Origin of the sequence: Phocaeicola coprocola DSM 17136 (assembly GCF_000154845.1) — a bacterium.
GTDB classification, from domain to species: Bacteria; Bacteroidota; Bacteroidia; order Bacteroidales; family Bacteroidaceae; genus Phocaeicola; species Phocaeicola coprocola.
The window spans coordinates 1-25,916 of sequence record NZ_DS981502.1 but is presented as its reverse complement, the minus strand read 5'-3'; the positions used below and the strand labels follow the sequence as shown (position 1 = coordinate 25,916).

The 25,916-nt window shown below is 36.7% G+C and carries 14 protein-coding genes, 1 tRNA gene, 1 rRNA gene and 1 pseudogene; 9 read left to right on the top strand and 8 right to left on the bottom strand.

Going from position 1 to position 25,916, the window contains the following annotated elements:
• Positions 1-52 precede the first annotated feature (52 nt).
• Positions 53-1,282, top strand: a complete 1,230-nt coding sequence (locus BACCOP_RS15245; RefSeq protein WP_007570721.1) for a DUF5074 domain-containing protein — start codon at positions 53-55, stop codon at positions 1,280-1,282.
• A 214-nt stretch (positions 1,283-1,496) separates the two neighbouring features.
• Here the strand turns inward: BACCOP_RS15245 and BACCOP_RS15240 are convergent.
• From BACCOP_RS15240 to rbr, 3 genes are all read right to left on the bottom strand, one after another.
• Positions 1,497-1,570, bottom strand: a tRNA-Asp gene (locus BACCOP_RS15240).
• Between the two features lie 382 nt (positions 1,571-1,952).
• Positions 1,953-3,233, bottom strand: a complete 1,281-nt coding sequence (gene eno / locus BACCOP_RS15235; protein ID WP_040312163.1) for a phosphopyruvate hydratase — start codon at positions 3,231-3,233, stop codon at positions 1,953-1,955.
• A 157-nt stretch (positions 3,234-3,390) separates the two neighbouring features.
• Positions 3,391-3,969: a rubrerythrin gene (gene rbr / locus BACCOP_RS15230; protein ID WP_007570715.1), complete on the bottom strand. Its 579-nt coding sequence runs from the start codon at positions 3,967-3,969 to the stop codon at positions 3,391-3,393.
• A 218-nt stretch (positions 3,970-4,187) separates the two neighbouring features.
• On the opposite strand from rbr, the gene BACCOP_RS15225 reads away from it, so the two are divergent.
• The gene (locus BACCOP_RS15225; protein WP_007570713.1) at positions 4,188-5,888 is read left to right on the top strand and encodes a SulP family inorganic anion transporter; all 1,701 of its coding nucleotides are present in this window, start codon (positions 4,188-4,190) and stop codon (positions 5,886-5,888) included.
• A gap of 276 nt (positions 5,889-6,164) precedes the next feature.
• Here BACCOP_RS15225 and BACCOP_RS15220 read toward each other — a convergent pair whose 3' ends face one another.
• On the bottom strand, positions 6,165-6,944 hold the full coding sequence (locus BACCOP_RS15220) for a radical SAM protein (RefSeq protein ID WP_007570711.1): 780 nt from the start codon (positions 6,942-6,944) through the stop codon (positions 6,165-6,167).
• A 49-nt stretch (positions 6,945-6,993) separates the two neighbouring features.
• Positions 6,994-9,045, bottom strand: coding sequence for a helix-hairpin-helix domain-containing protein (locus tag BACCOP_RS15215; protein ID WP_007570709.1), 2,052 nt, complete (start codon positions 9,043-9,045; stop codon positions 6,994-6,996).
• An 86-nt stretch (positions 9,046-9,131) separates the two neighbouring features.
• On the opposite strand from BACCOP_RS15215, the gene BACCOP_RS15210 reads away from it, so the two are divergent.
• Positions 9,132-9,734 carry a DUF4294 domain-containing protein gene (locus tag BACCOP_RS15210; protein WP_040312162.1) on the top strand — a complete coding sequence of 201 codons (603 nt, stop codon included), beginning with the start codon at positions 9,132-9,134 and terminating at the stop codon, positions 9,732-9,734.
• Between the two features lie 94 nt (positions 9,735-9,828).
• On the opposite strand, the gene BACCOP_RS15205 is transcribed toward BACCOP_RS15210, so the two are convergent.
• Positions 9,829-10,362, bottom strand: coding sequence for an RNA methyltransferase (locus BACCOP_RS15205; RefSeq protein WP_040312161.1), 534 nt, complete (start codon positions 10,360-10,362; stop codon positions 9,829-9,831).
• A 456-nt stretch (positions 10,363-10,818) separates the two neighbouring features.
• On the opposite strand from BACCOP_RS15205, the gene nadA reads away from it, so the two are divergent.
• The 4 genes from nadA (at position 10,819) to BACCOP_RS15185 (ending at position 17,255) form a co-directional block, all read left to right on the top strand.
• The gene (nadA, locus tag BACCOP_RS15200; RefSeq protein WP_007570703.1) at positions 10,819-11,811 is read left to right on the top strand and encodes a quinolinate synthase NadA; all 993 of its coding nucleotides are present in this window, start codon (positions 10,819-10,821) and stop codon (positions 11,809-11,811) included.
• Between the two features lie 299 nt (positions 11,812-12,110).
• Positions 12,111-15,098 (top strand): SusC/RagA family TonB-linked outer membrane protein, encoded by a 2,988-nt coding sequence (locus BACCOP_RS15195; RefSeq protein WP_007570701.1) that lies wholly within the window; start codon positions 12,111-12,113, stop codon positions 15,096-15,098.
• Positions 15,099-15,121: 23 nt separating this feature from the next.
• Complete coding sequence (locus BACCOP_RS15190; RefSeq protein ID WP_040312155.1) at positions 15,122-16,654, top strand: RagB/SusD family nutrient uptake outer membrane protein; 1,533 nt, start codon at positions 15,122-15,124, stop codon at positions 16,652-16,654.
• 64 nt (positions 16,655-16,718) lie between these two features.
• Positions 16,719-17,255 carry a pectinesterase family protein gene (locus BACCOP_RS15185; protein WP_007570696.1) on the top strand — a complete coding sequence of 179 codons (537 nt, stop codon included), beginning with the start codon at positions 16,719-16,721 and terminating at the stop codon, positions 17,253-17,255.
• Here the strand turns inward: BACCOP_RS15185 and BACCOP_RS15180 are convergent.
• Positions 17,252-18,469, bottom strand: coding sequence for a transposase (locus BACCOP_RS15180; RefSeq protein WP_007566468.1), 1,218 nt, complete (start codon positions 18,467-18,469; stop codon positions 17,252-17,254). The genes BACCOP_RS15185 and BACCOP_RS15180 overlap by 4 nt on opposite strands.
• 228 nt (positions 18,470-18,697) lie before the next feature.
• On the opposite strand from BACCOP_RS15180, the pseudogene BACCOP_RS20060 reads away from it, so the two are divergent.
• Positions 18,698-19,147, top strand: a pseudogene (locus tag BACCOP_RS20060) (pectinesterase family protein); the annotation flags it as partial.
• 77 nt (positions 19,148-19,224) lie between these two features.
• Here BACCOP_RS20060 and BACCOP_RS15170 read toward each other — a convergent pair.
• Entirely contained in the window at positions 19,225-23,625 is a 4,401-nt protein-coding gene (locus tag BACCOP_RS15170; protein ID WP_007570692.1) for a hybrid sensor histidine kinase/response regulator transcription factor, read from the bottom strand.
• Positions 23,626-24,646: 1,021 nt separating this feature from the next.
• Between BACCOP_RS15170 and BACCOP_RS15165 the strand changes: the two genes are divergently transcribed.
• Positions 24,647-25,916 (top strand): 16S ribosomal RNA (locus BACCOP_RS15165); the annotation flags it as partial.

The window sequence follows — 25,916 nt, the reverse complement described above, 5'->3', positions numbered from 1 at the left end:
CTTAAAAACATTGAATCATGAAACTCTTGAATAACCTCATCGTTCCGGCATTTTGCGGACTGCTGATTTTCTCAGGATCTCGGACAACCCGGAAGATCCGGGTACACAACCACCTTCGACCAATCCCGAACCTCCTGCATATCTGAGAGGATATGCTGATCCTGACGGAGTACTGATTCTCAATCAGGGAGCTGCAATAGAAAACAGTTCACTGACTTACATTACTCCCGAAGGAAATATCGAACAGAACGTATATCAGAAAGTCAACGGATCGGCTTTCGGTCATGGGGGACAAGACCTCTATATGCATAACGGGAAACTTTATATTCTCAGCACCAATAAGGATGTATATCAGAAACACGAAGGTGACGGCACACTGGTAATAGCCGATGCCGTGACACTGAAACGGGAGAAAGTATTTAAATTCGACGAACTAAAATACCCTCGTCCAGAAGGTTCATTAGACGAAAATGAATTTCTTCCACTAGTTACTCCACTAAGAAATATTGTAGTCATCGACGAAAAAAACATATTTTTCTCAGACCAGAAAGCACTTTTCCGATTTGACAGTACGACCGGAGAACTAAATATAGTAGAAGATTCCTACCATTTCGGTAATCAGGGAAATACAATTGAAGCTGTTGCCGGCACTCAAGGTATGGTTGTCATTGGCGACTATATATATACCGGTGGAGGAGGATTCTGGGCCAGTACAAGACTGCTGGAGTTTAAAAAAGGAGAAAACAAGGCAACCCGTATCTTGCCAGATCTCAAAGGAGAATTCATCAGTGGTGTATGCCAGACAGGAAAGCGTGAAATCATGATTGCCACATGCGGACGTTCGGAATCTACTAAGAGCTATTTTATATTTGTAAATCTTGATACCTGGGAAATCGTAAAGGAAAAACAAGTTTCGGCCGACATATCAGCCGAGTTCTTCGATACTCCGGGCATTGCTCTTGCGGGAGATTATGTTTATTTCTGTGCCGGAAAAACCAGCGTCAGCCGTATTTCACTCAAGACATGGAAAGTGGAGGAAAATATCATAGACCTGACAAAGGATGCTCCGAATGCCAAATATTTAAACTGCAATGCTATAGCCGATCCGATAAAGAAGTATCTTTATGTTGCCATTTCGGATGAATATTATGAAACAACTATTTCAAACGGAAACCTGCTGGTATACGACTGTAGCGGAGAAACTCCTGTACTAGTAAAAAACATCGAAAACAAGACAAGCTATCCTGTCGGAGTTTATCCGATGTCGAAATTCTATAAATAACGGCTGAATAGAACCTAAGACACAGCTTATATTCACCACAGATTGATTCTGCTATTAATGAAGTACTCAATCTGTGGTGATTTTTCTTTTTATATATCATGATGCAGTTTTAAATTATTCCATTCCTAGATTTCCTGACAAAGTATAGTTTTAAAAAAGCAATTCTCAGATTATAAAACAAAAAAGAGTTCCGAATAAATTCGGAACTCCTTCGCGGTGCGTACGGGACTCGAACCCGTGACCCCATGCGTGACAGGCATGTATTCTAACCAACTGAACTAACGCACCATTAAGTTTTTTGTCGCTTTCTCTCTCGATTGCGGTTGCAAAGGTACGACTTTTTTTGAAACCTCCAAACATTCTGCATAACTTTTTTTCAAATTTTCTTCATTTTTCTGTGATTTTCCTCCTTAACATACCATTTCATAGCCTCAAACCGCCTCCTTTTTTTATTCTTCTCGATCTTTTCACCAAAACATGCTGAAATCTTAAGCAAAATTCGTACAAAATATTTCTGAAGTTGTACAAAGTATCTCAGGATATTGTACAAAACTTTTCAAAATTTGTACAAAAAAAGGAGGAAACTTCAGCATCTTTTTACGAAAAGAAAAGGCTGCTGTCCGAAGACAACAGCCTTTACAATTTAGAATTTCAAATATGACTAACTTTTTTATTTGATACGCTTGTATCCATATACAGCCAGGTCACCCAGTTCTTCTTCGATACGCAACAACTGATTGTATTTTGCCATACGGTCTGAACGGCTCAATGAACCGGTTTTAATCTGACCACTGTTGGTAGCAACAGCTATATCGGCAATCGTAGCATCTTCAGTTTCTCCTGAGCGATGAGAGGTAACCGTAGTATATCCATGACGATGAGCCATTTCGATTGCATCCAGTGTTTCACTGAGTGAGCCGATCTGATTTACTTTAATAAGGATGGAATTGGCACATCCCAGCTCAATACCTTTCGAAAGGAATTCTACATTTGTAACGAACAGGTCATCGCCTACCAGCTGGCAGCGTCCACCGATACGTTCGGTAAGTTTTTTCCATCCCTCCCAGTCGTTTTCACTCATACCATCTTCGATGGAGTCGATAGGATATTTGTTGATAAGTTCTTCCAGATAGGCAATCTGTTCTTCTGATGTACGCTTCTTGCCCTTTTCACCTTCAAAAATTGTATAATCGTACAGTCCATCTCTATAAAACTCGGATGAAGCACAGTCCATACCGATCATCACATCTTTGCCCGGTTCGTAACCTGTCTGCCGGATAGCTGCAAGAATAGATTCCAGCGCATCTTCTGTTCCATTCAGTGCAGGAGCAAAACCTCCTTCATCACCTACAGCAGTGCTCAGACCTCTATCATGCAATACTTTCTTCAAAGCATGGAAAACTTCAGCCCCCATACGAAGACCTTCGCGGAAAGAAGGTGCTCCCACCGGACGGATCATAAATTCCTGAAAGGCAATAGGCGCATCACTGTGTGAACCTCCGTTGATAATATTCATCATCGGAACAGGCATTACAAATGTATTTACTCCACCTATATAACGGTATAAAGGTATATCCAGATAGTTTGCCGCAGCCTTTGCCACTGCAAGAGAAACTCCTAAAATAGCATTTGCACCTAAATTCGACTTGGTTGGCGTGCCATCCAGCTCAAGCATTTTCTTGTCGATAGCCCGCTGTTCCAGAACAGACCATCCAGTCAAAGCCGGAGCAATAACCTTATTTACGTTTTCAACAGCTTTCAACACACCTTTTCCACCGTAACGGTTAGAATCTTTATCACGAAGTTCGAGAGCTTCATGTTCACCGGTAGATGCTCCGGAAGGAACAGATGCACGTCCCATCACGCCAGATTCCAGTCTTACTTCAACCTCTACCGTAGGATTTCCTCGTGAATCGAGTATTTCACGACCTATAATTGATTTTATTTTCATATTCATTTTTATTTAAATGATTAGTATTTCTCAGTGTTACAAAAATCATAAATTCTGATAAACACCACAATACCTCAAAATAGGTATTTTTTACGTGTATAAAAAAGCGCAGAACTCATATTCGGAAGTTCTGCGCTTTAGTCATACATATCCAATATTAATAATTATTTTTCTTTACTTCGAAATATGCCTGTGGATGTAAACATGCCGGACAAGTTTCAGGAGCTTCCGTACCTACATATAAGTAACCACAGTTACGGCACTGCCATACTACCTCGGCGTCTTTCTTGAATACCTTTCCTTCTTCTACATTCTTTGCCAGAGCAAGGTATCTTTCTTCGTGTCCTTTTTCTGCAACAGCAATTTCACGATACATCTTCGCAATAGCAGGGAAACCTTCTTCATCTGCAATGTCTGCAAACTTAGGATAGTCGAGCGACCATTCTTCGTTTTCACCTGCAGCCGCAGCTTTCAAGTTTTCGAGTGTTGTTCCGATTACACCTGAAGGATAGCTGGCTGTAATTTCTACCATACCGCCTTCCAGCCACTTGAACATACGCTTTGCATGTTCTTTTTCCTGATCAGCAGTTTCAGCAAAGATGGCAGCAATCTGTTCGTAACCTTCTTTCTTTGCTGCACTAGCATAATATGTATAGCGCATTCTTGCCTGTGATTCACCAGCAAATGAAATGCCTAAGTTCTTCTCTGTTCTTGTTCCTTTGATACTTTTTCCCATAATCGTTAGTTATTTAATTGGTTAAACATGTATATTCTTAATTTGATATTGTAAAGGTAATACTTTTATTCAAATTTGTAATCATTACAACTTTTTATTTAAGTATTATTAATAAATTTCACTCATGCAATATAAATAATAACCTTATTATCAGCCTAAATATTCAAATAAATATATACTTTTGCACTTCTTTTTATAATTTATAACAAAACACATATATGGTAAAATTGGATTTTCAGCCTAAACTGTTTTCTACACTGAAAAATTATACGAAAACAGACTTTACTACCGACCTGATGGCAGGTATTATTGTAGGTATAGTAGCATTGCCTCTTGCCATCGCATTCGGTATAGCTTCAGGAGTAAGTCCTGAAAAGGGTATTATCACAGCGATTGTTGCAGGATTCATCATTTCGTTTCTTGGGGGAAGCAAGGTACAGATCGGAGGACCAACCGGTGCTTTTATCGTTATCATCTACGGTATCATCCAAGAATATGGCATCGAAGGCCTGATGGTTGCCACGATGATGGCTGGTGTACTCCTTATATTATTAGGAGTATTCAAGCTGGGGACAATCATTAAATTTATTCCTTATCCCATTATTGTAGGATTTACAAGCGGTATTGCAGTAACTATCTTTACTACTCAGATAGCAGATATCTTCGGACTACAGTTCGGAGGTGAAAAGATGCCGGGGGATTTTATAGGAAAATGGATTTTATACTTCCACCATTTTGACACTGTAAACTGGTGGAATGTAATAGTGAGCTTAGTAAGTATCTTTATCATTGCCATTACTCCTAAGTTTTCTAAAAAGATTCCAGGCTCTTTAATTGCTATCATACTGGTAACTGTAGGAGTATATCTGCTGAAAACGTATGGAGGAATCACTTGTATCGATACAATCGGCGACCGCTTCAGCATCAAGGCACAACTCCCCGCAGCTGCTGTACCCGCATTAGACTGGGAAGCTATCAAGAATCTTTTCCCGGTAGCCATTACCATTGCTGTACTGGGAGCTATCGAATCTTTGCTTTCGGCTACAGTAGCAGATGGTGTAATCGGCGACCGTCATGATTCGAATACAGAATTGATTGCACAGGGTATAGCCAATTTCGTATCACCTATTTTCGGAGGTATTCCGGCAACAGGTGCTATTGCGAGAACCATGACGAATATCAACAACGGAGGTAAATCGCCTGTTTCGGGTATCGTTCATGCGGTAGTTCTGTTACTCATCTTATTATTCCTGATGCCGCTTGCACAATATATTCCGATGGCATGTCTGGCCGGTGTTCTCGTTATCGTATCGTATAACATGAGTGGATGGCGTGTGTTCAAGGGACTGTTGAAAAACCCGAAATCGGATGTGACTGTCTTGTTGATAACCTTTTTCCTGACCGTTATCTTCGATTTGACTGTAGCTATCGAAGTCGGACTGGTTATAGCTTGTGTACTGTTTATGAAACGTGTTATGGAAACAACACAGATTTCTGTTATCACCGACGAGATAGATCCGAATAAAGAATCAGACCTGGAAGTACACGAAGAGCATCTTATCATTCCTAATGGGGTAGAGGTATACGAAATAAACGGTCCGTATTTCTTTGGTATTGCTACCAAATTTGAAGAAATAATGGCACGTTTGGGTGACCGACCGAAAATTCGTATCATCCGTATGCGTAAAGTTCCGTTCATCGATTCGACAGGTATTCATAACCTGACAACACTGTGTGAAATGTCACAAAAGGAAAATATACATATTATCCTTTCCGGAGTAAACGAACGTGTACATGCCGTACTCGAAAAATCCGGATTCTATGAACTGCTGGGTAAAGAAAATATCTGTAGTAACATTAATGAAGCACTGGAAGTCGCAACAAGAGAAATAGCAGAATTCGATGAAGGTAACAAATAGACCTTATATTGTTAAAACCTTTTAGCAAACGAGCGGAACTTATTAAAACATGTTATAAAGCATAGATTTTAATGAGTTTCGCTTGTTAGTTTCCAGAAAGTCCGTATCTTTGCACTGTGTTTTTCATAGTATTAGATTTAAGGTTAACAAAGGTTGGAGTACAGCGGTACTCCTTTTTTTATGCCTTCTTGTAAAGAATCGCTTATCAAATAAAAAAAAGCTATTCCAACTTTATTCATTGAAATAGCTTTCTTTCAACACAACTTATATCTTTTTTCAATAAGAGGCTGTAGCATTCAGACCTGCTTTCTTAAGCAGTTCCACGATACGGTCCAGTTCTTCGTGTGTAGCTTTTTGCAGAGACTGATCGGGAGTTTCACGGTCTATTGTGTAAATCATTACCTGACGGGGAGCAATCTGTTTAACAATCTCAATCCAGGGAAGTACAAAACGATCGGATGTATTATCAACATCTTTACCTTCGTCTGTTTTTCCCTTCATAAACATAGTCTGAATGATCAGCTTTCCTTTAAAAGCTTTCATCGTTTCAACAATCTTATTAACATCGTAAGCTCCCGACGGACGGTCTACCCGCTGAATATATTCTGCGTCAACCGTATCAAGTTTCAATATGTTGTTATCTATCTTATTCAGTGCATTAAACACTTTTTCCTTGTGAATAAAGGTGGAATTACTCAGCACACTGACTTTTGCATGAGGGAAATATTTATCGCGCAATGCTAATGTGTCATCTATTATTTCTGGAAAATGAGGATGCGCCGTAGGTTCTCCGTTACCTGCAAATGTCAGTACATCAGGAACAGGACCGTTTGCTTGCATATCAATTAAACGATGTTCCAACGCCTCGCACACTTCTTCGCGGGTAGGAAGTTTCTGTTTAGGACGATGATCTTTATTATATCCGCATTCACAATAGATACAGTCGAATGTGCAAAACTTACCATCGGCAGGAAGCAAGTTTATTCCCAACGAAACACCCAGTCGCCGGCTATGCACGGGACCAAATATAGGAGAAGGATAAATAACTGTTGACATAAGTCATATTAGTTTTAGTTCACAAGCAAAAGTACACAATATATTTCGATTACCACTTTACTTTCAACTGTAATTGTAAATCAGCTTTACGGTTTCCCTGAATTTCTTCAGTTCCGGAACTTATTTTATCACGGTCATTATAACAAGTTATCCCCCATTTCCCCTGAATAATAAACCGATCTTTATAACTATATTTTAAGTTGACTGCCCAACGGCTTCCCCTGCCATAAAAAGAGGACATAGAGAAGGCGTATAACAATCCTGGCTCATACATATAAATACGGGAATCATAACTTTGTGTATGAAACCAAGCCCCGCTACATGATATTTGCATAGGAATAAAAGACAGTTTTGCACCAAGTGTACCATTAACAAATCCTCCATTCGAACTGTTTATATTCTTATAATAAGAAGTACGCACATATTCTGCGGCAGTTTTTAACCAGAATATTTCACAAGGTTTATAAGAAAGTTGATAATGTATACGCTGACGGATATAAGGTAACACGTACTTTCCGTCACTGTCTGAAGTGTAATTCTTTGCCTTATTCTTATGACTATACTTTATTAACATCACCAGTGAATTAATAGGTGAATAACTTAATTGAAACAAACCATCAATACCGGATGTATGATCTCTATCAACCTGATATCTCCGATAGAAAAAATGAAAGAAATCGGCATAACATAAGATTTTCAATTTCCTTAAATAACTAGATTCCAACCCTATATAAACGCCTGTTTCATTTTGAAGCTGTGAGTTTTCTCCGAAAGCATTTGCGTGAATAGCCTGATAACGCTTGTCATAATATCGGTTAATAAGTAATAAACTAGTATGAACAGCCGGTGAATAACTCAACATATTTAATGTAGCAATCTTGCCTGATTTATCGAAAGCTGTCTCTCCTGAAAATATAAATTTGTGGAGAAAAAATTTGTAGTTTGTTCCTATGTTGAAAAAATATTTTCCTCGAGGATAATACAAATTATATGGACGTAAATCAGGATTCAACACCTTGTTGAAAACTGTATAAACACCTGTTAAACCCAATTCAACAGTTTTTCCATTATATGTTAAATTACTCCCAATCAATTGATTGTTTACCATATTTTTCTTTTCCATATCTTTCTTCAACCGATGAAACCCATCTGTTTTCAACGATCTTATAAACATATCTTCTACTCGTGCATCCTTTTTACGAAATGAGTAAAAAGCAGACAATGTCCAACGTTTTTTCAACTTATAAGTAGCAGCGATTCCTTGCAAATAATTATTTTCATCCGTAGAAGTATATTTAGCAATTCCCCGCCCAAACCGGTTCATGGTTCCTAATGAACCTGACTTACCAAAACTAAACCCTCCTGTGTTAATAACCAGTCCATACCCAAAACTTACCCGATAATTACCTATCGCCAACGACTTCAACTTCTTTACGTCCTGTAAAAAGAAATAAGCAGAATAGAAATCATATCCTTTTTTATTGTATTTACAAAAGAAAGGCTCTCCAGCATCTTTTTCAGCAGTCAGCCCCATATATAATTGATTTCGATACTGAAACCGATAACGTAAGTTATGATAAACCGGATTACCATAATACTTACGGTTAGGATATTTTTCTAAGACTTCTTCGCTATGATCAGCATATCCGGATTTCATGTACAAGGGGATATCCACACGTGTTAACAACTCCTGTTTATTATACTTCAACACATTTTTCCAATAAACTTTATCTTCCTCTTTATCAGACGCTCCAATATAAATAAAGTCCTCTAAAAATCTTCTGGTCTGCCAGTCCATACCTTCTATACCCAACAACTCTTTCTTACTCACCATGGGACCATATTTATATATATAATACAAGATATTTTCTATGATTTTATCGGAAAGGAAAGGTAGTTGCTCCAGTTGTTCTTTCGTTATTGTGTTAATATTAAAAGGATGTTCAGCCAGTTCACTCAAAAATTCGTATTGTTCTTGCCATCCACTCATTTCCTCTGCTTCAGAAACATCTTCTTTCCATTCAATCCAATTGGATTGAGCTTGCAGATTAACGACAGTATAACTTACTAATATACAAACAATAAACACTCTTATCAACATCCTATTCACAGCTTTTCAACGACCTTTATAAGTTAAAAATTCGTATTATCAGACATGACTTCATTATTATGCGTATTTTTGCGTTCATGAAAAATAGTGTATACATATTACTATTTCTGCTAACAGCTTTTGCACTGAAAGCCAACGCACAAAAGCATTCCCAATCGGAAACAAAGGGATATATGGTTCCCGTTTGTGTATATCAGGGAGATACTATACCTTGTATAACGCTGAGAAATATATATGTATACCCACGTCTGAGATTTAAAAGCAAAAAACAGGAGCGATATTATTATAAGCTTGTAAGGGACGTAAAGAAAACTCTCCCTCTGGCTAAAGAAATTAACAGAGCCGTTATAGAAACCTACGAGTATTTGCAAACCTTGCCTAATGACAAAGCCCGCACACGTCATATAAAAATGGTAGAGAAAGGACTGAAAGAACAATATACCCCCAGAATGAAGAAACTTACCTTCGCACAAGGTAAATTACTGATAAAACTGGTTAACAGAGAATGTAATCAGTCATCTTATCAGTTGGTAAAAGCATTTATGGGACCATTCAAAGCTGGATTTTACCAAGCTTTTGCAGCATTGTTTGGAGCCAGTCTGAAAAAAGAATATCATCCGGATGATGAAGACAAGATGATAGAAAAAATTGTTACTCTTGTTGAGAACGGACAATTATAACAACGCTGTAAATCAATAAATTAACAAGTTATCAATATGTTTATCAACAATAATACATCCTGGTTTTAACTGTCTGAAACCAGGATGTATCTTTTTATCTTTTCATCATTTTATTGGCAAACTCCCATAAAACAATACCAGTAGTAACAGATACATTCAGTGAATGCTTTGTACCGTACTGAGGTATTTCAATACATCCGTCACACATATCTACGACTTCCTGCTGTACGCCTTTTACCTCATTTCCCATAACAATGGCATATTTTTTATTGGGGTCTAAAACCAGATGATCGAGCATTGTGCTCCCTTCACACTGTTCAATAGCCAGTACAGTATATCCCTCTGCATGAAGTTCATTTACAGCTTCTTGTGTCTGTTTACAATATTTCCAATCAACAGTATATTCAGCTCCTAAGGCCGTCTTATGCATCTCTGGATGAGGAGGTGTAGCAGTAATGCCACATAAATAAATACAATTAACCAAAAAAGCATCTGAAGTACGGAATACAGCACCTATATTATGCAAGCTACGAACTTCATCCAGTACAACTACCAATGGAAGTTTTTCAGCTTCCTTAAATTCCTCCACCGACAAGCGGTTCATTTCAGTTATTTTCAGTTTTCTCAATTCAGACATAATTCAATCTTTATTCGTTCACAAAGATAGAAACTATATTTATAACCTTGTTGAAAACGGTGGAAAAGGTGTAAAAAACCTAAGCAAAGAAAATGAAAAATAAATCTTGTATTATCCGAAGAAAACATTATAGCTTTCACAAAACAAACATTCCAAGAAACTTAACAGAAAGTTTCATCACAAGTTTAAACATATTTTTTAGCCAAAAATCAGAAGTGAATAAGGGGAAAGTTTTTAACTTTGCGACATATCAACAAATAGTTAATAGAAGCGGTAAATCGTGTAATATCAAGACATAAGCTTGTTAATGGCTATTTAATATCTCATGCTCGGATATTTATAACCTAAAAAGCAAGAAATCCGGTATTCTTTTTACTAACACTATTAACGGGCTATTATAACTATCATATATTCTTTCAAAAAAAGAAGAAAAAATATAATCTAATAATGAATAAAGAAGAATGGTTGAAAAAGGGTTATGTTACTGAACCCGTAGATAAGACGCTTGATCTGAAAGCTGAGATAGACAAGTTGCGTAAAGAAAAGAATGCCGTAATTCTGGGGCACTACTACCAGGCTGACGAAATACAGGAAATTGCTGACTTTATTGGAGACAGTCTTGCGTTGGCACAATGGGCTGCTAAAACAGATGCAGATATAATTGTGATGTGTGGAGTACACTTCATGGGAGAAACTGCTAAAATATTGTGTCCGGATAAAAAAGTTCTGATTCCTGATTTCAATGCCGGATGTTCACTTGCCGACAGTTGTCCAGCTGATAAGTTTTCTCAGTTTGTCAAAGAGCATCCTGATCATACTGTTATTTCGTATGTCAATACCAGTGCTGCGGTAAAGGCAGTGACTGATGTAGTGGTTACATCTACTAATGCCAAGCAGATAGTAGAGAGTTTTGCAAAGGAACAAAAAATAATTTTTGGTCCTGATAAAAATTTGGGTAATTATATTAACTCTATTACTAACCGGAACATGTTACTTTGGGATGGTGCTTGTCATGTACATGAAAAATTTTCTGTTGAGAAAATTATCGAACTGAAAAAGCAATATCCTGATGCGGATGTGCTGGTGCATCCTGAATGTAAAGGTGCAGTGGCTAAACTTGCCGATAAGGTAGGATCAACAGCCGGTTTGTTGAAGCATGCTATTGCTAGTGACAAAAAGAACTTTATAGTGGCTACGGAGAGTGGAATTCTTTATGAAATGAGAAAGAAATGTCCGGAAAAGAATTTTATTCCGGCTCCTCCCGAAGACAGTACTTGTGCATGTAATGAATGTAACTTCATGCGTTTGAATACACTCGAAAAATTGTATAATACATTGAAGTATGAGTGGCCTGAAGTAATAGTTGATAATGAAATCGCCGATAAGGCAATCCGGCCTATTAAGAAAATGTTGGAAATTTCTGCAAAGCTTGGATTATAAACAAATTGTTAAAAAAGAGATGAGAAATTCATGCTTTTCTTAAAACGTGTTATAAAGCATATTTTTCTTATCTCTTTTTTTGTTAGTTTCCTATAAGTCCGTATCTTTGCACTGTGTTTTTCATAGTATTAGATTTAAGGTTAACAAAGGTTGGAGTACAGCGGTACTCCTTTTTTCATGTCCATACGTTACGAAATTCTTGCTGAATATCATTTATTCTACTTCTTTGGTCAGTTTTTACCTTTTCTTATTTTGCTTATAGCATAAATTTGCCCATATGAATTTTAAATCTTAAGTCAATGAAAAACAAATTAATCAAACATTTCAGTATTGTTAGTTTTATTCTGATGATACTTTGTGTGCAAAATATCATGGCACAGAAAAGAACCGTTTCTGGAATCGTCACTGATTCAAAGAATGAACCCTTGATTGGAGTTAATGTTACTATTAAAAATGCTTCTACAACAGGAACCATTACAGATATAGATGGTAAATATAGCTTAGAAATACCATCGGGTAATTCTGTTTTAGTATTTTCTTATATAGGATATTCTACTCAGGAAGTAAAGGTCAGTAATCGGTCGGTAGTAGATATCGTTTTAAAAGATGATATGCAAGCTTTGGAAGAAGTTGTAGTAGTAGGATATGGTACAATGAAAAAATCGGATTTAACAGGTTCTGTTTCCTCTATTACTAGTGATAATTTTAAATTAGGTACAGATTTAACTCCTCAGCAGTTAATGCAAGGAGCATTTTCAGGTGTGAATATCAGCCAGAATAGTGGTAAACCTGGAGGTTCTAATACGATTCGTGTTCGTGGAGGAACATCTATTACTGCTTCGAATGACCCTTTATATGTAATTGATGGAGTACCTATTTCAACTTCTGCCGGAGTAAACCAAAGTAATATAGGGTCCTCCACTACTGATTTTTTTGATCAAGAGCCTATAAATCCGCTATCTAATATTAATCCTAATGACATTGAATCTATAAATATATTGAAAGATGCTTCTGCTACTGCAATTTATGGTTCTAGAGGTGCTAATGGAGTAATTATGATTACTACCAAAAAAGGAAAAGCGGGAATGCGTCAACTAGATTATAGTTTTAATTTAGGTGTTTCTACTGTTGCAAAAAAGCTGGATGTTTTAACAGGTGATGAGTATCGTAAGACTGTATCTGAATTAGGTTTGACTTTGGATGATAAAGGACAAAATACGGATTGGCAAGATGTTATTTTCCGTACTGCGATTAGCCAAAATCATTATGTTTCTTTTATGAGTGGTAGTGAGAATACTAGCTATCGTGCTTCTGCTGGTTATAGTAATCAAAATGGTGTTATGGAGGGTTCAGGCATGAAAAGTGCTAATGCTCGTATGAATATCAATCATAAAGCATTAAATGATAAGTTGAAACTAAATATGAATATTAGTTATGGAGAAACAAATTCAGATCAGGCTCCTGTTTCAAATACTGTAGGTAGTGAAATGGGAAGTAGTATGCTGTATGAAGCTTATGTTTTCAATCCCACTTATCCAATTTATAATGAAGAAGGTGATTATTATGATGTGCCTCCATATCGTGTAAATCCAGCTTCATTCTCTAAAGAATTATTGGATGAACGTGCGACAAGTCAATTTTTAGGAAATCTTACTGCTGACTGGAATTTCTATAAGCCTTTTACCTTGCAGGTAAATGCAGGATATAATAAGAATACAATAAATCGTAATTCTTATATTTCAAAAAGTAATTTATTGGGAAACGGTAATAATGGATATGTGACTGTGCAGAAACTATCTGATTATTCAAAGCTATTGGAAACCATTTTAAAATATAATCAAAGTTTTGGAAAACATAATATTGATGCGATGGTAGGATATTCTTGGCAATATTTTTATAGCGAAGGACAGACTACAAAAGCTTATGGATTTTTATCTGATAATTTTAAGTGGTATAGTCTGGCAGCTGCACAGACAGTTGAATCTGTTAGCAGTTATGCTGAAAGTAATACCTTGATATCTATGTATGGACGTATAAATTATAACTATGCAGATAAATATTTGTTGACAGCAACAGTTCGTCGAGATGGATCTAGCCGATTTGGTTCTGGTAATAAATGGGGTATCTTTCCTTCTGTTGCTGCATCTTGGCGTATTTCACAAGAAGATTTTTTTCAGAACGATATAATGTCTGATTTGAAACTTCGTGCTAGTTTTGGTATCACAGGTAGTCAGGAAATAGGTAATTATAATTCTTTAAGTACTTTGGGAGCAAGTACCAATGGTTATTTAGTTGGAGGAGAAAAGATAACTATAGTACTACCTCAACAATATACAAATCCTGATTTGAAGTGGGAACAAACTGCTCAAACTGATATAGGTATTGATTTTGGATTTCTTAATGGAAAAATTAGAGGTAGTATAGATTATTATTATAAAAAGACAACGGACCTTCTTTTATCTGTAGCAGTTCCTTCTCCTTCATTAATTACTACACAAATAGCGAATGTTGGAACAGTTACTAATCAAGGTATTGAATTAGATTTGTCATTTGATTTAATGCGTACAAAAAATTTCGCTTGGGATGCAAACTTGAATTTAAGTCATAATAAAAATGAGGTGGTAAGTTTGTCTAATGGCCAGTGGACAGGAGATAATATGCAAGTTGCGCCGTGTCAAGGACAAGGATTATCTGGTACATATGCTCAATTGATTATGCCAGGACAACCGATAGGTACATTTTATGGTAAACGATTCATTGGTGTAGTAGATGGAGTAGAGCAATTTGCTAACGATGGAGAACCGGAGGTTATTGGGTGTGCTCAACCAGACTTGACATTTGGATTGGGAACAAATCTTCAATATAAAAATTGGACATTATCATTGAATTTCCGAGGAAGTATAGGTAATGATGTATATAATTGCACAGCCAATAACTTGGCATATTTAAGTAATCTTCCTGGTAGAAATGTATTAAAAGAAGCTGTAACCTCAGGTGTTAATCGTGATCAGGCAAAAGTTTATTCTTCACGATTTATTGAAGATGGTTCTTTTGTGCGTTTGGATAATCTTTCTTTGGGATATAATTTTAGTTTACCGAAATTATATATTTCAAATGCCAGAGTATTTGTTTCTGCACAAAATCTGTTTGTTATTACAGGTTATTCTGGTGCTGACCCTGAGGTCAATTCGGAAATATCACGTACAGGAGTTGCTCCATTGGGAGTTGATTATTTAAGTTATCCTAAAGCTAGAACATTTAGCATGGGTATTAATCTTTCTTTCTAATCATCTTTAAAATAAGTAAGCATATGAAAACAAAAAATATAATAAAACTAATATTCTTATCTTGTCTAGGAGTTGGTTCTTTAACTTCTTGTTTAGATCTTGATGAAGAATTATACGGTAGATTATCTCCTGAAACTTATTATCAAACAGAGGAAGAAGCATTGTCTTCGGTTGTTGGTGTTTATTCATATCTTTCGTATATGTCAAGAGCTGGTGGTGACGGATGGCGTATTGGAGAATTTGGTACAGATGAATTTTTCTGTCCAGGTAGAGCTAGTGGAGGATGGTATGATGAAGGTAATATGGAGATGATGTCGCATAAAGTAACACCTAATAATGAGCGTATAGCTACTTGTTGGGGAACTTATGTATTTCCGGGTATTGGTGCTGCAAATGCGGTTATGGCTAGTTTAGAAGCTTCTCCAATAGTTGAAAGCTTAAAACCACTTATTGCAGAAGTTCGTGCTTTACGTGCCTATGGGTATTACTATGCTATGGATTATTGGGGAAATGTTCCTGTTTTTACTGAGGCTCGTGTTGATCCCAATAATTTGCCTAAAACGACTCCTCGTGCAGAAGTTTTTAAATTTGTCGTGGATGAATTTACTGAAGCAGCAAAGGATTTACCTTCTATTAAAGAGGTTAATAAAACAGATTACTATCCTCGTTTGACAAAAGAAGCAGTTTATACAGCTTTAGCTTCATTATATTTGAATGCTGAAGTTTATTCTGGAACTGCACAATATGATAAGGTTGTAACTATGTGTGACAATGTTATTGAAACCAATAGTTATGAATTGGAAGATAGAGTTGGCGATTGTTTCTTGGCTACAAATGAAGCTAATTCGAAGGAAATTATTACAGCTTTCTCTGTAGATCCTTCCAAAGGAGTAGATGGTAATGAATTTATATTGTATGCGCAACATGCCTTAGACCAAAAAAAATATGATCTTCCTTTTGCACCGGCGAATGGTTATTGTTTCACGGATGAAGCTTTAAATAGATATGAGAAGGGTGATGAACGTTTGGAGTTATTAGAATATGGACCACAGTATTATCAAGATGGAGTAACACCTTTATGTGATGAAAATGGAAATCAGTTGGTTTTAACTACTATTAAAGATATGATTTCTGCACAAGAAAATGAGGGATATCGTGTTTTAAAATATTCTCCGGTTGGAGTTGTTTGGGCCGGAAGTAAAGGAGATAATGATTATGTATTGGAACGTTACTCTAATGTTCTTTTAATGAAAGCAGAAGCTTTGTTCCGGTTAAATCAGGATTTGGATGTTGCATTAGAATTAGTAAATCAAGTACGTCGTCGTAGTAATTGTCCTGAGTGGTCTGATTTGACTTTACAAAAAATAGAAGAAGAACGTGCTCGTGAATTTATTTGGGAAAATCAGCGTAGAAGAGATATGATTCGTTTCGGATCTTTCTTTAATAATACTTGGTTTTACAAAACAGAAAAAACTGAATCTTGGAGAGGTATATATCCTATACCAGCAATCCAAATAACAAATAATCCGAATTTGGAACAAAATCCTAATTATTAATTTATACAGCCAAGTTACATAGATACTGATGTGATATGTAACTTGGCATTTAATTTTTTGTATTATGAAGTTTATAGTGGGATTAATATGTATCTTTTTTTCTATAAAAGCTTTTCCTGAATCTATATATTATAAAGTTGTTGCTCAGGATGGCAGTGGTGATTATTTGACAATTCAAGAAGCCGTAAATTCAGTTCTTGTATACCAGGAGCAGCGTAGTGTCATAAAAGTAAAGCCTGGCATATATCGTGAAAAACTGGTTATTCCGGCTGCATGGTGTAATATAAGTCTGATAGGAGATGATCCGGCAAATACCATAATATCTTATGACGACAATGCTAATAAAAATAACATGGGGACATTCAGTTCGTACACTGTTTTGGTACATGGCGATGGTATTCGTTTAGAAAATCTGACAATTGAGAATGCTTCTCAAATGCAGGGACAAGCGGTAGCCTTACATTTAGAGGGAACAGAATCGGTTATTATAAATTGTCGTTTATTGGGAAATCAGGATACAGTATTTACAGGAAACAAATATGGACGTTTTTATTTTTACAATACTTATATCAATAGTTCGTTAAAAATTCGCCAAGCCTAAGCGGCTCTGGCAGTAAATAAAATGAGTTCTTTGAAAAGTTTGTCAATAACTTGCGGGTCTGGGTTAATCCCGAACACGCAAATAAATCGTTCAAGCATATAAGCATTGTGTATGAAAGACTTGCAAGAGGATATGGAATAGGCTATTCCGAGCCTCTTACATGCCGCTTTGGCCAAGTTGACAGCTGCGAGCGATGCATTGAAGTGAAAATCCAACTTCCTGAAGTCGGTTGACTGGCAGTTGGTGATTCCTGCATGCTGCTTGCCATCTCTAAAGCAAAATTCCAGTTGGAACCTGGTTCTGTAATAATCCAGCACCTCACGTCCATCCATGGAATCGTCTGTAGAGAAGTAAAGCTGCCACTTGTCTGTCCTCCCGTCCATCGGATACCAGACGGCTAAGGAAACATACCTTTTGAGAGCTTTTGCATATACCCTCAATCCGTATAGCTTTCCTTTGTTCACCTCGTATTCCTTGCACCGGGTCAAATCCAGATTGGCAAAGTCAATCCTGCCGTCAAACCACTTGGGATGACCACGTTTTCCTGTTTTCTGCTCCAATGTCGGATAGTACAGGATTACGTCATTCCGAAAGCGGCTGATGACATGGAAATCGTTCTCACACATAGGTGTTATGAATGTTTCCTTGGAAAAGAATGCGTCTGCAACCACCGTTCTGGACAGGCTCTGTAGCTTGTCTTTTCTACTGATAAGATAGCTGCTGTACCAGTCAACGAGGCTCTTGTCCATATTATCCAAGGTCTTACAATCCGGCGTCTGAATGGAACCTAAAGTCATGCATTCATGATTGTCGATGTCAATGACACCGATGCCCATGATTTCCAGTCCACGCTTGTATTCTCCTGCACAACCAGACCAGAAGTAACCTATCCAAGGTGTCTTCTTGCCTGATTTGGGAATATAGGAAGGATCGATGGCGATGGCTTTTCTTTTGCCTGTGAGATGCTTGCTGATGATAGAGCCGTTGAACGCAAACCAGTCGAAAGTTTCATGCTCAAAAAGGTTACGATAAGTCTGTTCTGAGAAACAGCCATATCTGCCCAATTGGAGGAAGTTTATACGATCCGGGATGGCCATGAATAATTTCATGGTGTCCATGAACGTTTTTTCAAAAGGTTTTTGTATATTCGCTACTGATTTGAGAGCCGACAGGCACTCGGATTGGTATTGCATAAGGAGTGTTTCTTTAGTCATAATCAGAAGAGTTCAGAGACTTCTAATTTACTAAGAAATAACGAATCATGCAATACTTTCATCCTTTATTATCAGCATGTTAGCTCTCCTTTTTCAGCACATTTCTTCATGCTTAACCATTCGTTTTTGACAACATTTCAATGACCTCTTTAGTGTTTCCGAACCAGCTTTTGCCGGTTCTGTTGTTTAACTTTTAATCTTTCGGTAAAAATTTACCGAAGTATTGCTTATATAGAAGGAACTACCGATTTTATTTTTGGTCCTGCTACTTGCTGGTTCGAACATTGTGTTATACACAGTAAGGCTGATTCTTATATTACGGCTGCATCTACTCCTGCTTCACATCCATTTGGATATATTTTTAATGAATGTAAGTTGACGGGAAAAGATGATTTGAAAGTTTACTTAGGGCGTCCCTGGCGTGAAGCAGCCTATACCTTGTTTATGAATTGTTATCTGGGAAAACATATCCGTCCTGAAGGGTGGCATAATTGGGGGAATCCTCAGAATGAACAGACTGCTCGTTATTTGGAATATAATAATAGAGGTGAAGGGGCTGATATTTCCAGACGCGTATCTTGGGCGAAAGTTTTGACTCGTGATGAAGCTGATCGTATAAAAATAGATGTTGTTTTTCCAGATTTAAAAGAATGGAGTTCTTATTATTCTGGAAAGTAAGAAATAATTTTTATACAGAAATACAGGTTTCAAATAATCAGCCTGTATTTCTGTATAAAGTCTAGTGATAATAAATATTACCTATCAATATTATTTTTATATTCGGTAGGAGATATGCCATAGGTTTGCTTGAAACATTTACTAAAGTAATGGGCGTCATTGAATCCTACCATATAAGCTATTTCTGAAATATTATATTCTTTATTTTCTATTAATTGTAAAGCTCGTTTCATTTTCATTTGTTTTAAGAAATCAATAGGTGATTGTCCTGTTATGCCTTTTAGTTTTCTGAAAAAGTTTGAACGGCTCATATCAACAGATAAAGCCATATTGTCCACAGAAAAATCACAATTATCCATGTTTTCTGTTATTGTTTGGATAAGTTTATCCATAAATTTCTGGTCTGATGCAGATAATACAGGCATATTTTCCTCTTTTACGGATTTCTTTTCTGATTTTGGAGAAAACAGTGTCTGACAATAAATTTGTTGCAAACGTTTGCGTTGTTCTACTAGGTTGTGTATTCGGGCTTTTAAGTAAGTTGCACTAAATGGCTTGGTTATATAGTCGTCTGCGCCATATTGCATCCCTTCTAGTTTACTTTCGATAGACGATTTAGCACTAAGTAAAATTATAGGAATGTGGCTGGTTGATATATTGTTTTTTAGTTCATTCAATAGTTCTATACCATTCTTTTGAGGCATCATGATATCACTAATGATAATATCGGGCAATTGCTCTAAAGCAATTTTTATACCTGTTTCTCCATTGTCTGCTTCTAAGATAGAATAAGATTCCGCTAATATTGTTTTAAGAAAGCGGCGAAGCTCATCATTATCTTCTACCAACAAAATTGAATCTTTGTTTTCTTCTGTTTTTTGTTCTGAATCTTCTGTGGTTGTAATAATCGTATTATTGGCCATTATTGGTTTTATGGTTTTATTCATAATATCATCGGATACTATGAATTCTGTATTAGGACTGAAATGACCGTTACCTTTTTGTAGATTTACAGTAAAACAACTTCCTTCGTTAGGTTGGCTTTCTACTGTAATAGTTCCATTATGCATTTCTACAAGTTCTTTGGTTAGCGATAATCCTATTCCTGTACTTTCTTGAGTATGGATATGTTGGTCGGAAAAGGTTTCAAAACGTATAAATAAGCGTTTTAGCTGATTTTTAGTCATTCCAATACCTTGGTCTATGATACTGATAGATATGATTTTTTCATTTTCTGTTACTTTTACTATAATATTTTTTTCTTTGGGAGTGTATTTAAAAGCATTTGATATTAAGTTGAAAATGATTTTTTCCAATTTGTCGATATCAGCCCATAAAATAACTGGGTGTTCAGGAGCATTTAATGATAAGTTAATATGTTGCTCATTTGCCAAATAATTAAAATTCTCCATGATTTGGCGTATGAAAGGAAGGAGATCAAATTGCTGTACATGCATTTTCATCTTTTTATTTTGTATTTTTCTGAAATCAAGAATTTGATTGACCAAACGAAGCATTCGATTGGCATTTCGTTCTATGATAAGTAATTGTTCACGAGCTTTATCTTCTATGGTTTTATTGTTTAGTAACTGTTCTACCGGTCCCGTTATTAGTGTAAGTGGAGTACGAAGTTCGTGAGATATATTTGTAAAAAAACGTAATTTGATATCAGATATTTCTTGTTCGATAGAAACCTTATGTTTTAGTCGATAGATAACAAATAAAATATAGGAAGTAATAAATATTATTACTGAAATAAGAAGTGTATATAGTAGATATGCCCATGGTGTTTCCCAAAATGAGGGTAAAACTGTTATGTCTATGCTTCGAGTATTATCTACCCAAATACCGTCACTGTTTGTAGAGCGGACTTTTAGAATATAATGACCTTTAGGGAGATTGGTGTAGTTGGCCGAACGTTCTTGTCCTATATAGTTCCAGTTTGTTTCGAATCCATCCAGTCTATAGGCATAAAACAGATTATCGTGATTTTTCATGTCTAATGCAGCAAACTGAATGTTGAATGCATTTTGGTGATATGGTAATGTTATTTGATAGATATCATCTATGTTTTTATGAATCAAGCTACTATCAGAAGGTGTTATGATTTTCTCTCCTGATTGAAATTGGGTAAATACAATAGGAGGAATATATTCACTATTTCGAATTGAGTCGGGGTGAAAATAGAGTGCACCTTTGAATGTATTGAATAGTAAATAGTTGTTTGGAGTATGTAATGCTTCTCCTTCATTAAATTTAAAATAAGTGGGAAGATCCCAGGATGAGTATGTTATAACTTCTTTAGTAGAAGGGTTGAATTTACATAATTCTTCTTCTGTAGCTAACCATAGGTTGCCTTTATTATCTTCCTCTATGGATAAAATAACATTTGCAGGTAAATGATTTTGGGTAGTATATGCTTGAAAAAGCAGGTTCCCATTATTATCTTGTATTGCTTTGTTTAGTCCTCCTCCAAAAGTTGCAAGATAAATATTTCCATTTATTTTACTAAATAAAATTTGGTGTATATTATTGTTGCTAAGACTATTGGGATTTGTATCATCGTATGTATAATGTTTGAAGGTTATATCTTCTGCACGAGTTGAGGTTACATCTGTAAGTAGTAATCCGTTGGTTGTTCCTATCCATATTCTTCCTATGCTATCGCTTATTACATATCGAGCACGACTGCAAAGATTTATTGGATATTTTTTTAGAGAGTTGGCAGAATGATAGAATATATAGTCATTAGTATTTAAATTTACATAATTGACTCCTCCTCCAAAAGTGGCTATCCACATACGTTTGTATTTATCCTCACACATGCTATATACATTGTTGTCACTTAAACTATGCAAATTTGTCGTTTCATGCATGTGATAATTTAATGCGTACTTATTTTTTTGCAGAGGAGTTGCTATAATTATTCCATCTCCTTTTGTTCCTATCCAGATACGCCCTTTATGGTCCTCTGTAAAACAATATGCTGTTCCAATTTTATCTTTTTGAAAAGGTGATATAGAACCATCTTTGGTGAGAAATCCTTTAAAATGTAAGTTATTGTCATATATTCGTATGGTTTGGTCCTTTATTCCCATCCATATATTTCCTTTGCTATCTTGGAAATTTGCACGTGTGTAATTTTCAAGTGATTCATTATCTGAAGGGACATTTTGATATAGATGAAATGGGTTAGTATTAAATGTGACTTTTTCTAATCCATTATTATAAGAGCCAAGCCAAAGATTTCCCTGTCTGTCAGAGAATATAGCTGTGACTTTATTTTCTGAATCCCATCCTGATTGGCGTTCAGTATTGAAAAATGGCTTAAGTATATTTGTTTTTCTTTCATAATATCCTAATCCTCCTCCTGAAGGATGTATCCATAGATTGTGATTTATGTCTTCACACACGTACATTTCAGGTCGGGAGTTGACTGTCTGCTCATTATACCTATCTTTAATGGTAAAGTGTTTCAGTTGTGGAACTGGATTAAAAGAAAGATGAGTTATTCCCAATGTATTTGCGGAACGTATCCAAACTTCATTCCTGCTATCTATAAAGACTTCTTTAATGTAGTTATTTTTAAGTTCTTTGTTTGTTTGAGCTGTGAAATGTGCAGTAGTTCCTTGGGATATTTCATATATTAATATTCCGTCGTCTTTTGTACCGAGAAATAATTTATTGGAACCTATGTTGCGTATAATGTTTATATTACTTTGGGTTGCAGTATAAAATAATGTAAATTTATTATTTTTCTTATTATACTGCCAGATGCGACCTTTGCTTCCAGAGAAGTAAATATCTGTATCTGTTTCAGTTGCATCGTACACAGAATTAGGTAATTTGTAGTAATGAATGGTATATAAATGATTCTTGTTGAATATTAATTTATAGATTCCTGCTTGTGAAAGAATCCATAAATTGTTTTTATCATCTTCCAATAAGTTATATACTTTGCTTTTGGATAAATGGTTTTTATCGAAAAAATTATAAGCACGTAATGTTTTTCTATCTGTAGAATTATAAGCTTCAATAAGGTCTCCTTTGTTTGTTATAATCCATGTATGGCCGTAGTGGGATGGATGAATTGATTCTGCCTGATAGTTAGAATATGGTAATGACAAGAAAATTTCGTTTTCCATATCGAAGCGGTATACTTGTAAATCGTAGCTTATCATCCATAGATATGACTGTTCTCCTTCCGCTAAATAGTCTATTCGGCTGTTATTGAATCCATTATTATTTCCTTTTCTGTTTTTGTAATTTTTAAAATGATAACCATCAAATTTATAAATTCCATCCCAAGTGGCAAACCAAATAAATCCTTTGGTGTCTTGGAGAATATGCATAATCGTTTTTTGATATAATCCATCGGATGTCTTATATTGTGTAAAAGTATGAGGAGGTTGTGCATCTATTTTACAAATAGTACAGCATAACAAAATTAAAAGATAGATAAATTTTATATTTTTCATGTGTTTTTATAGTGTTTGTGTTTATCATTGCAAAGTTAATTTTTTAATTAACATGAATGATATTTCTTGAATTTATTGATAATATGAAGATTTTTATCTTTTGTTTTTTATTGCGTGTTCGTCATGTTTATTTGTAGAATTCCGGTTTAGAGCGACACGAGATTCTTAAATACATACTTGTTTTTTTGCATATTCATCGGACATGAATGGTATATTTTTACTTGAAGAAACAGTGCCGCTTTGTGCATTTCCGTCGGTACTGATAATCAGTCTGTTCGTTATGCTGAAAAAAATATGCTGTAATTTTTAAAAAAGAAGGTGTATTTTTAGTGAAAAGATGCCGTTGTTTTGATGAAGAGAAGGCGTTGTTTTGGCGCCGTGTCGCTTTTTGCGGATAATGCGGTGTATTTTTCTTCGCGCGCATGCGCCCGCCCGCGCAATAAATATTATTGTGTATGTTTTCATCCTCCTTCTGCGAATGCTGAAAAAATATGCCGCATAACATACCTGTTTTCCAGCGTTTTACGAAAAAACTTTGAAAAACGGTCAAAAAAAAGTCGTGTAAAAGTTGGAGTTTGCGAAAAAGTGCGTAATTTTGCACCCGCTTTCGAGAGAGAAACGCAGTAAAGCATTGACAGAGTGAACGTGAGGTTTCCGGTTTTTCGGGTGTTGCCTTGTATCTTACCTTAGCGGTGCTAAGGGAGCGAGAAGGGCTTGCGGTTCCGGTTTCTGACCGCTGAAAAATTTTTTCGAAAAAAAACTTCGAAAAAATTTGGTGGTTAAGAAAAAACCTCTTACCTTTGCAAACGCTTTCGCTAACAAACGGAAGCTTAGAAATAAGAGATAGTTCTTTGAAAGACTTTAGATAAACAAACGAAATGTAGTACAAGCAGTAGTCATGTGATATAATAATGTGTATCCGTGATGAAGTGATAAAACCGTCAATCTGATTAAACAATCAAGAAACATTCGGTCACCTGAACAGAGACAAAAAGTACTCGCAAGAGTAAAAAGATATTTTACAATGAAGAGTTTGATCCTGGCTCAGGATGAACGCTAGCTACAGGCTTAACACATGCAAGTCGAGGGGCAGCATGAACTTAGCTTGCTAAGTTTGATGGCGACCGGCGCACGGGTGAGTAACACGTATCCAACCTTCCGTTTACTCAGGGATAGCCTTTCGAAAGAAAGATTAATACCTGATAGTATGGTGAGATTGCATGATGGCACCATTAAAGATTTATTGGTAAACGATGGGGATGCGTTCCATTAGGTAGTAGGCGGGGTAACGGCCCACCTAGCCTGCGATGGATAGGGGTTCTGAGAGGAAGGTCCCCCACATTGGAACTGAGACACGGTCCAAACTCCTACGGGAGGCAGCAGTGAGGAATATTGGTCAATGGGCGAGAGCCTGAACCAGCCAAGTAGCGTGAAGGATGAAGGTCCTACGGATTGTAAACTTCTTTTATACGGGAATAAAGTTTCCTACGTGTAGGATTTTGTATGTACCGTATGAATAAGCATCGGCTAACTCCGTGCCAGCAGCCGCGGTAATACGGAGGATGCGAGCGTTATCCGGATTTATTGGGTTTAAAGGGAGCGCAGACGGGAGATTAAGTCAGTTGTGAAAGTTTGCGGCTCAACCGTAAAATTGCAGTTGATACTGGTTTCCTTGAGTGCAGTTGAGGCAGGCGGAATTCGTGGTGTAGCGGTGAAATGCTTAGATATCACGAAGAACCCCGATTGCGAAGGCAGCTTGCTAAACTGTAACTGACGTTCATGCTCGAAAGTGTGGGTATCAAACAGGATTAGATACCCTGGTAGTCCACACGGTAAACGATGGATACTCGCTGTTGGCGATATACTGTCAGCGGCCAAGCGAAAGCATTAAGTATCCCACCTGGGGAGTACGCCGGCAACGGTGAAACTCAAAGGAATTGACGGGGGCCCGCACAAGCGGAGGAACATGTGGTTTAATTCGATGATACGCGAGGAACCTTACCCGGGCTTAAATTGCAGACGAATTACGAGGAAACTTGTAAGCCGCAAGGCGTCTGTGAAGGTGCTGCATGGTTGTCGTCAGCTCGTGCCGTGAGGTGTCGGCTTAAGTGCCATAACGAGCGCAACCCTCGTGGTCAGTTACTAACAGGTTAAGCTGAGGGCTCTGGCCAGACTGCCATCGTAGATGTGAGGAAGGTGGGGATGACGTCAAATCAGCACGCCTACGTCGGGCTACCACGTGTACATGGGAGTACAGAAGGCCGCTACCGGCACGGATGCCAATCCCCAAA

Coding starts and splice junctions, on each gene's coding strand:
- BACCOP_RS15185 (WP_007570696.1), top strand. CDS start 16,719: ATGAAGTTTATAGTGGGATTAATATGTATCTTTTTTTCTATAAAAGCT.
- BACCOP_RS15215 (WP_007570709.1), bottom strand. CDS start 9,045: ATGTTGATAAGAGTGTTTATTGTTTGTATATTAGTAAGTTATACTGTC.
- BACCOP_RS15220 (WP_007570711.1), bottom strand. CDS start 6,944: ATGTCAACAGTTATTTATCCTTCTCCTATATTTGGTCCCGTGCATAGC.
- nadA (WP_007570703.1), top strand. CDS start 10,819: ATGAATAAAGAAGAATGGTTGAAAAAGGGTTATGTTACTGAACCCGTA.
- rbr (WP_007570715.1), bottom strand. CDS start 3,969: ATGGGAAAAAGTATCAAAGGAACAAGAACAGAGAAGAACTTAGGCATT.
- BACCOP_RS15225 (WP_007570713.1), top strand. CDS start 4,188: ATGGTAAAATTGGATTTTCAGCCTAAACTGTTTTCTACACTGAAAAAT.
- eno (WP_040312163.1), bottom strand. CDS start 3,233: ATGAAAATAAAATCAATTATAGGTCGTGAAATACTCGATTCACGAGGA.
- BACCOP_RS15180 (WP_007566468.1), bottom strand. CDS start 18,469: ATGACTAAAGAAACACTCCTTATGCAATACCAATCCGAGTGCCTGTCG.
- BACCOP_RS15195 (WP_007570701.1), top strand. CDS start 12,111: ATGAAAAACAAATTAATCAAACATTTCAGTATTGTTAGTTTTATTCTG.
- BACCOP_RS15170 (WP_007570692.1), bottom strand. CDS start 23,625: ATGAAAAATATAAAATTTATCTATCTTTTAATTTTGTTATGCTGTACT.
- BACCOP_RS15190 (WP_040312155.1), top strand. CDS start 15,122: ATGAAAACAAAAAATATAATAAAACTAATATTCTTATCTTGTCTAGGA.
- BACCOP_RS15210 (WP_040312162.1), top strand. CDS start 9,132: ATGAAAAATAGTGTATACATATTACTATTTCTGCTAACAGCTTTTGCA.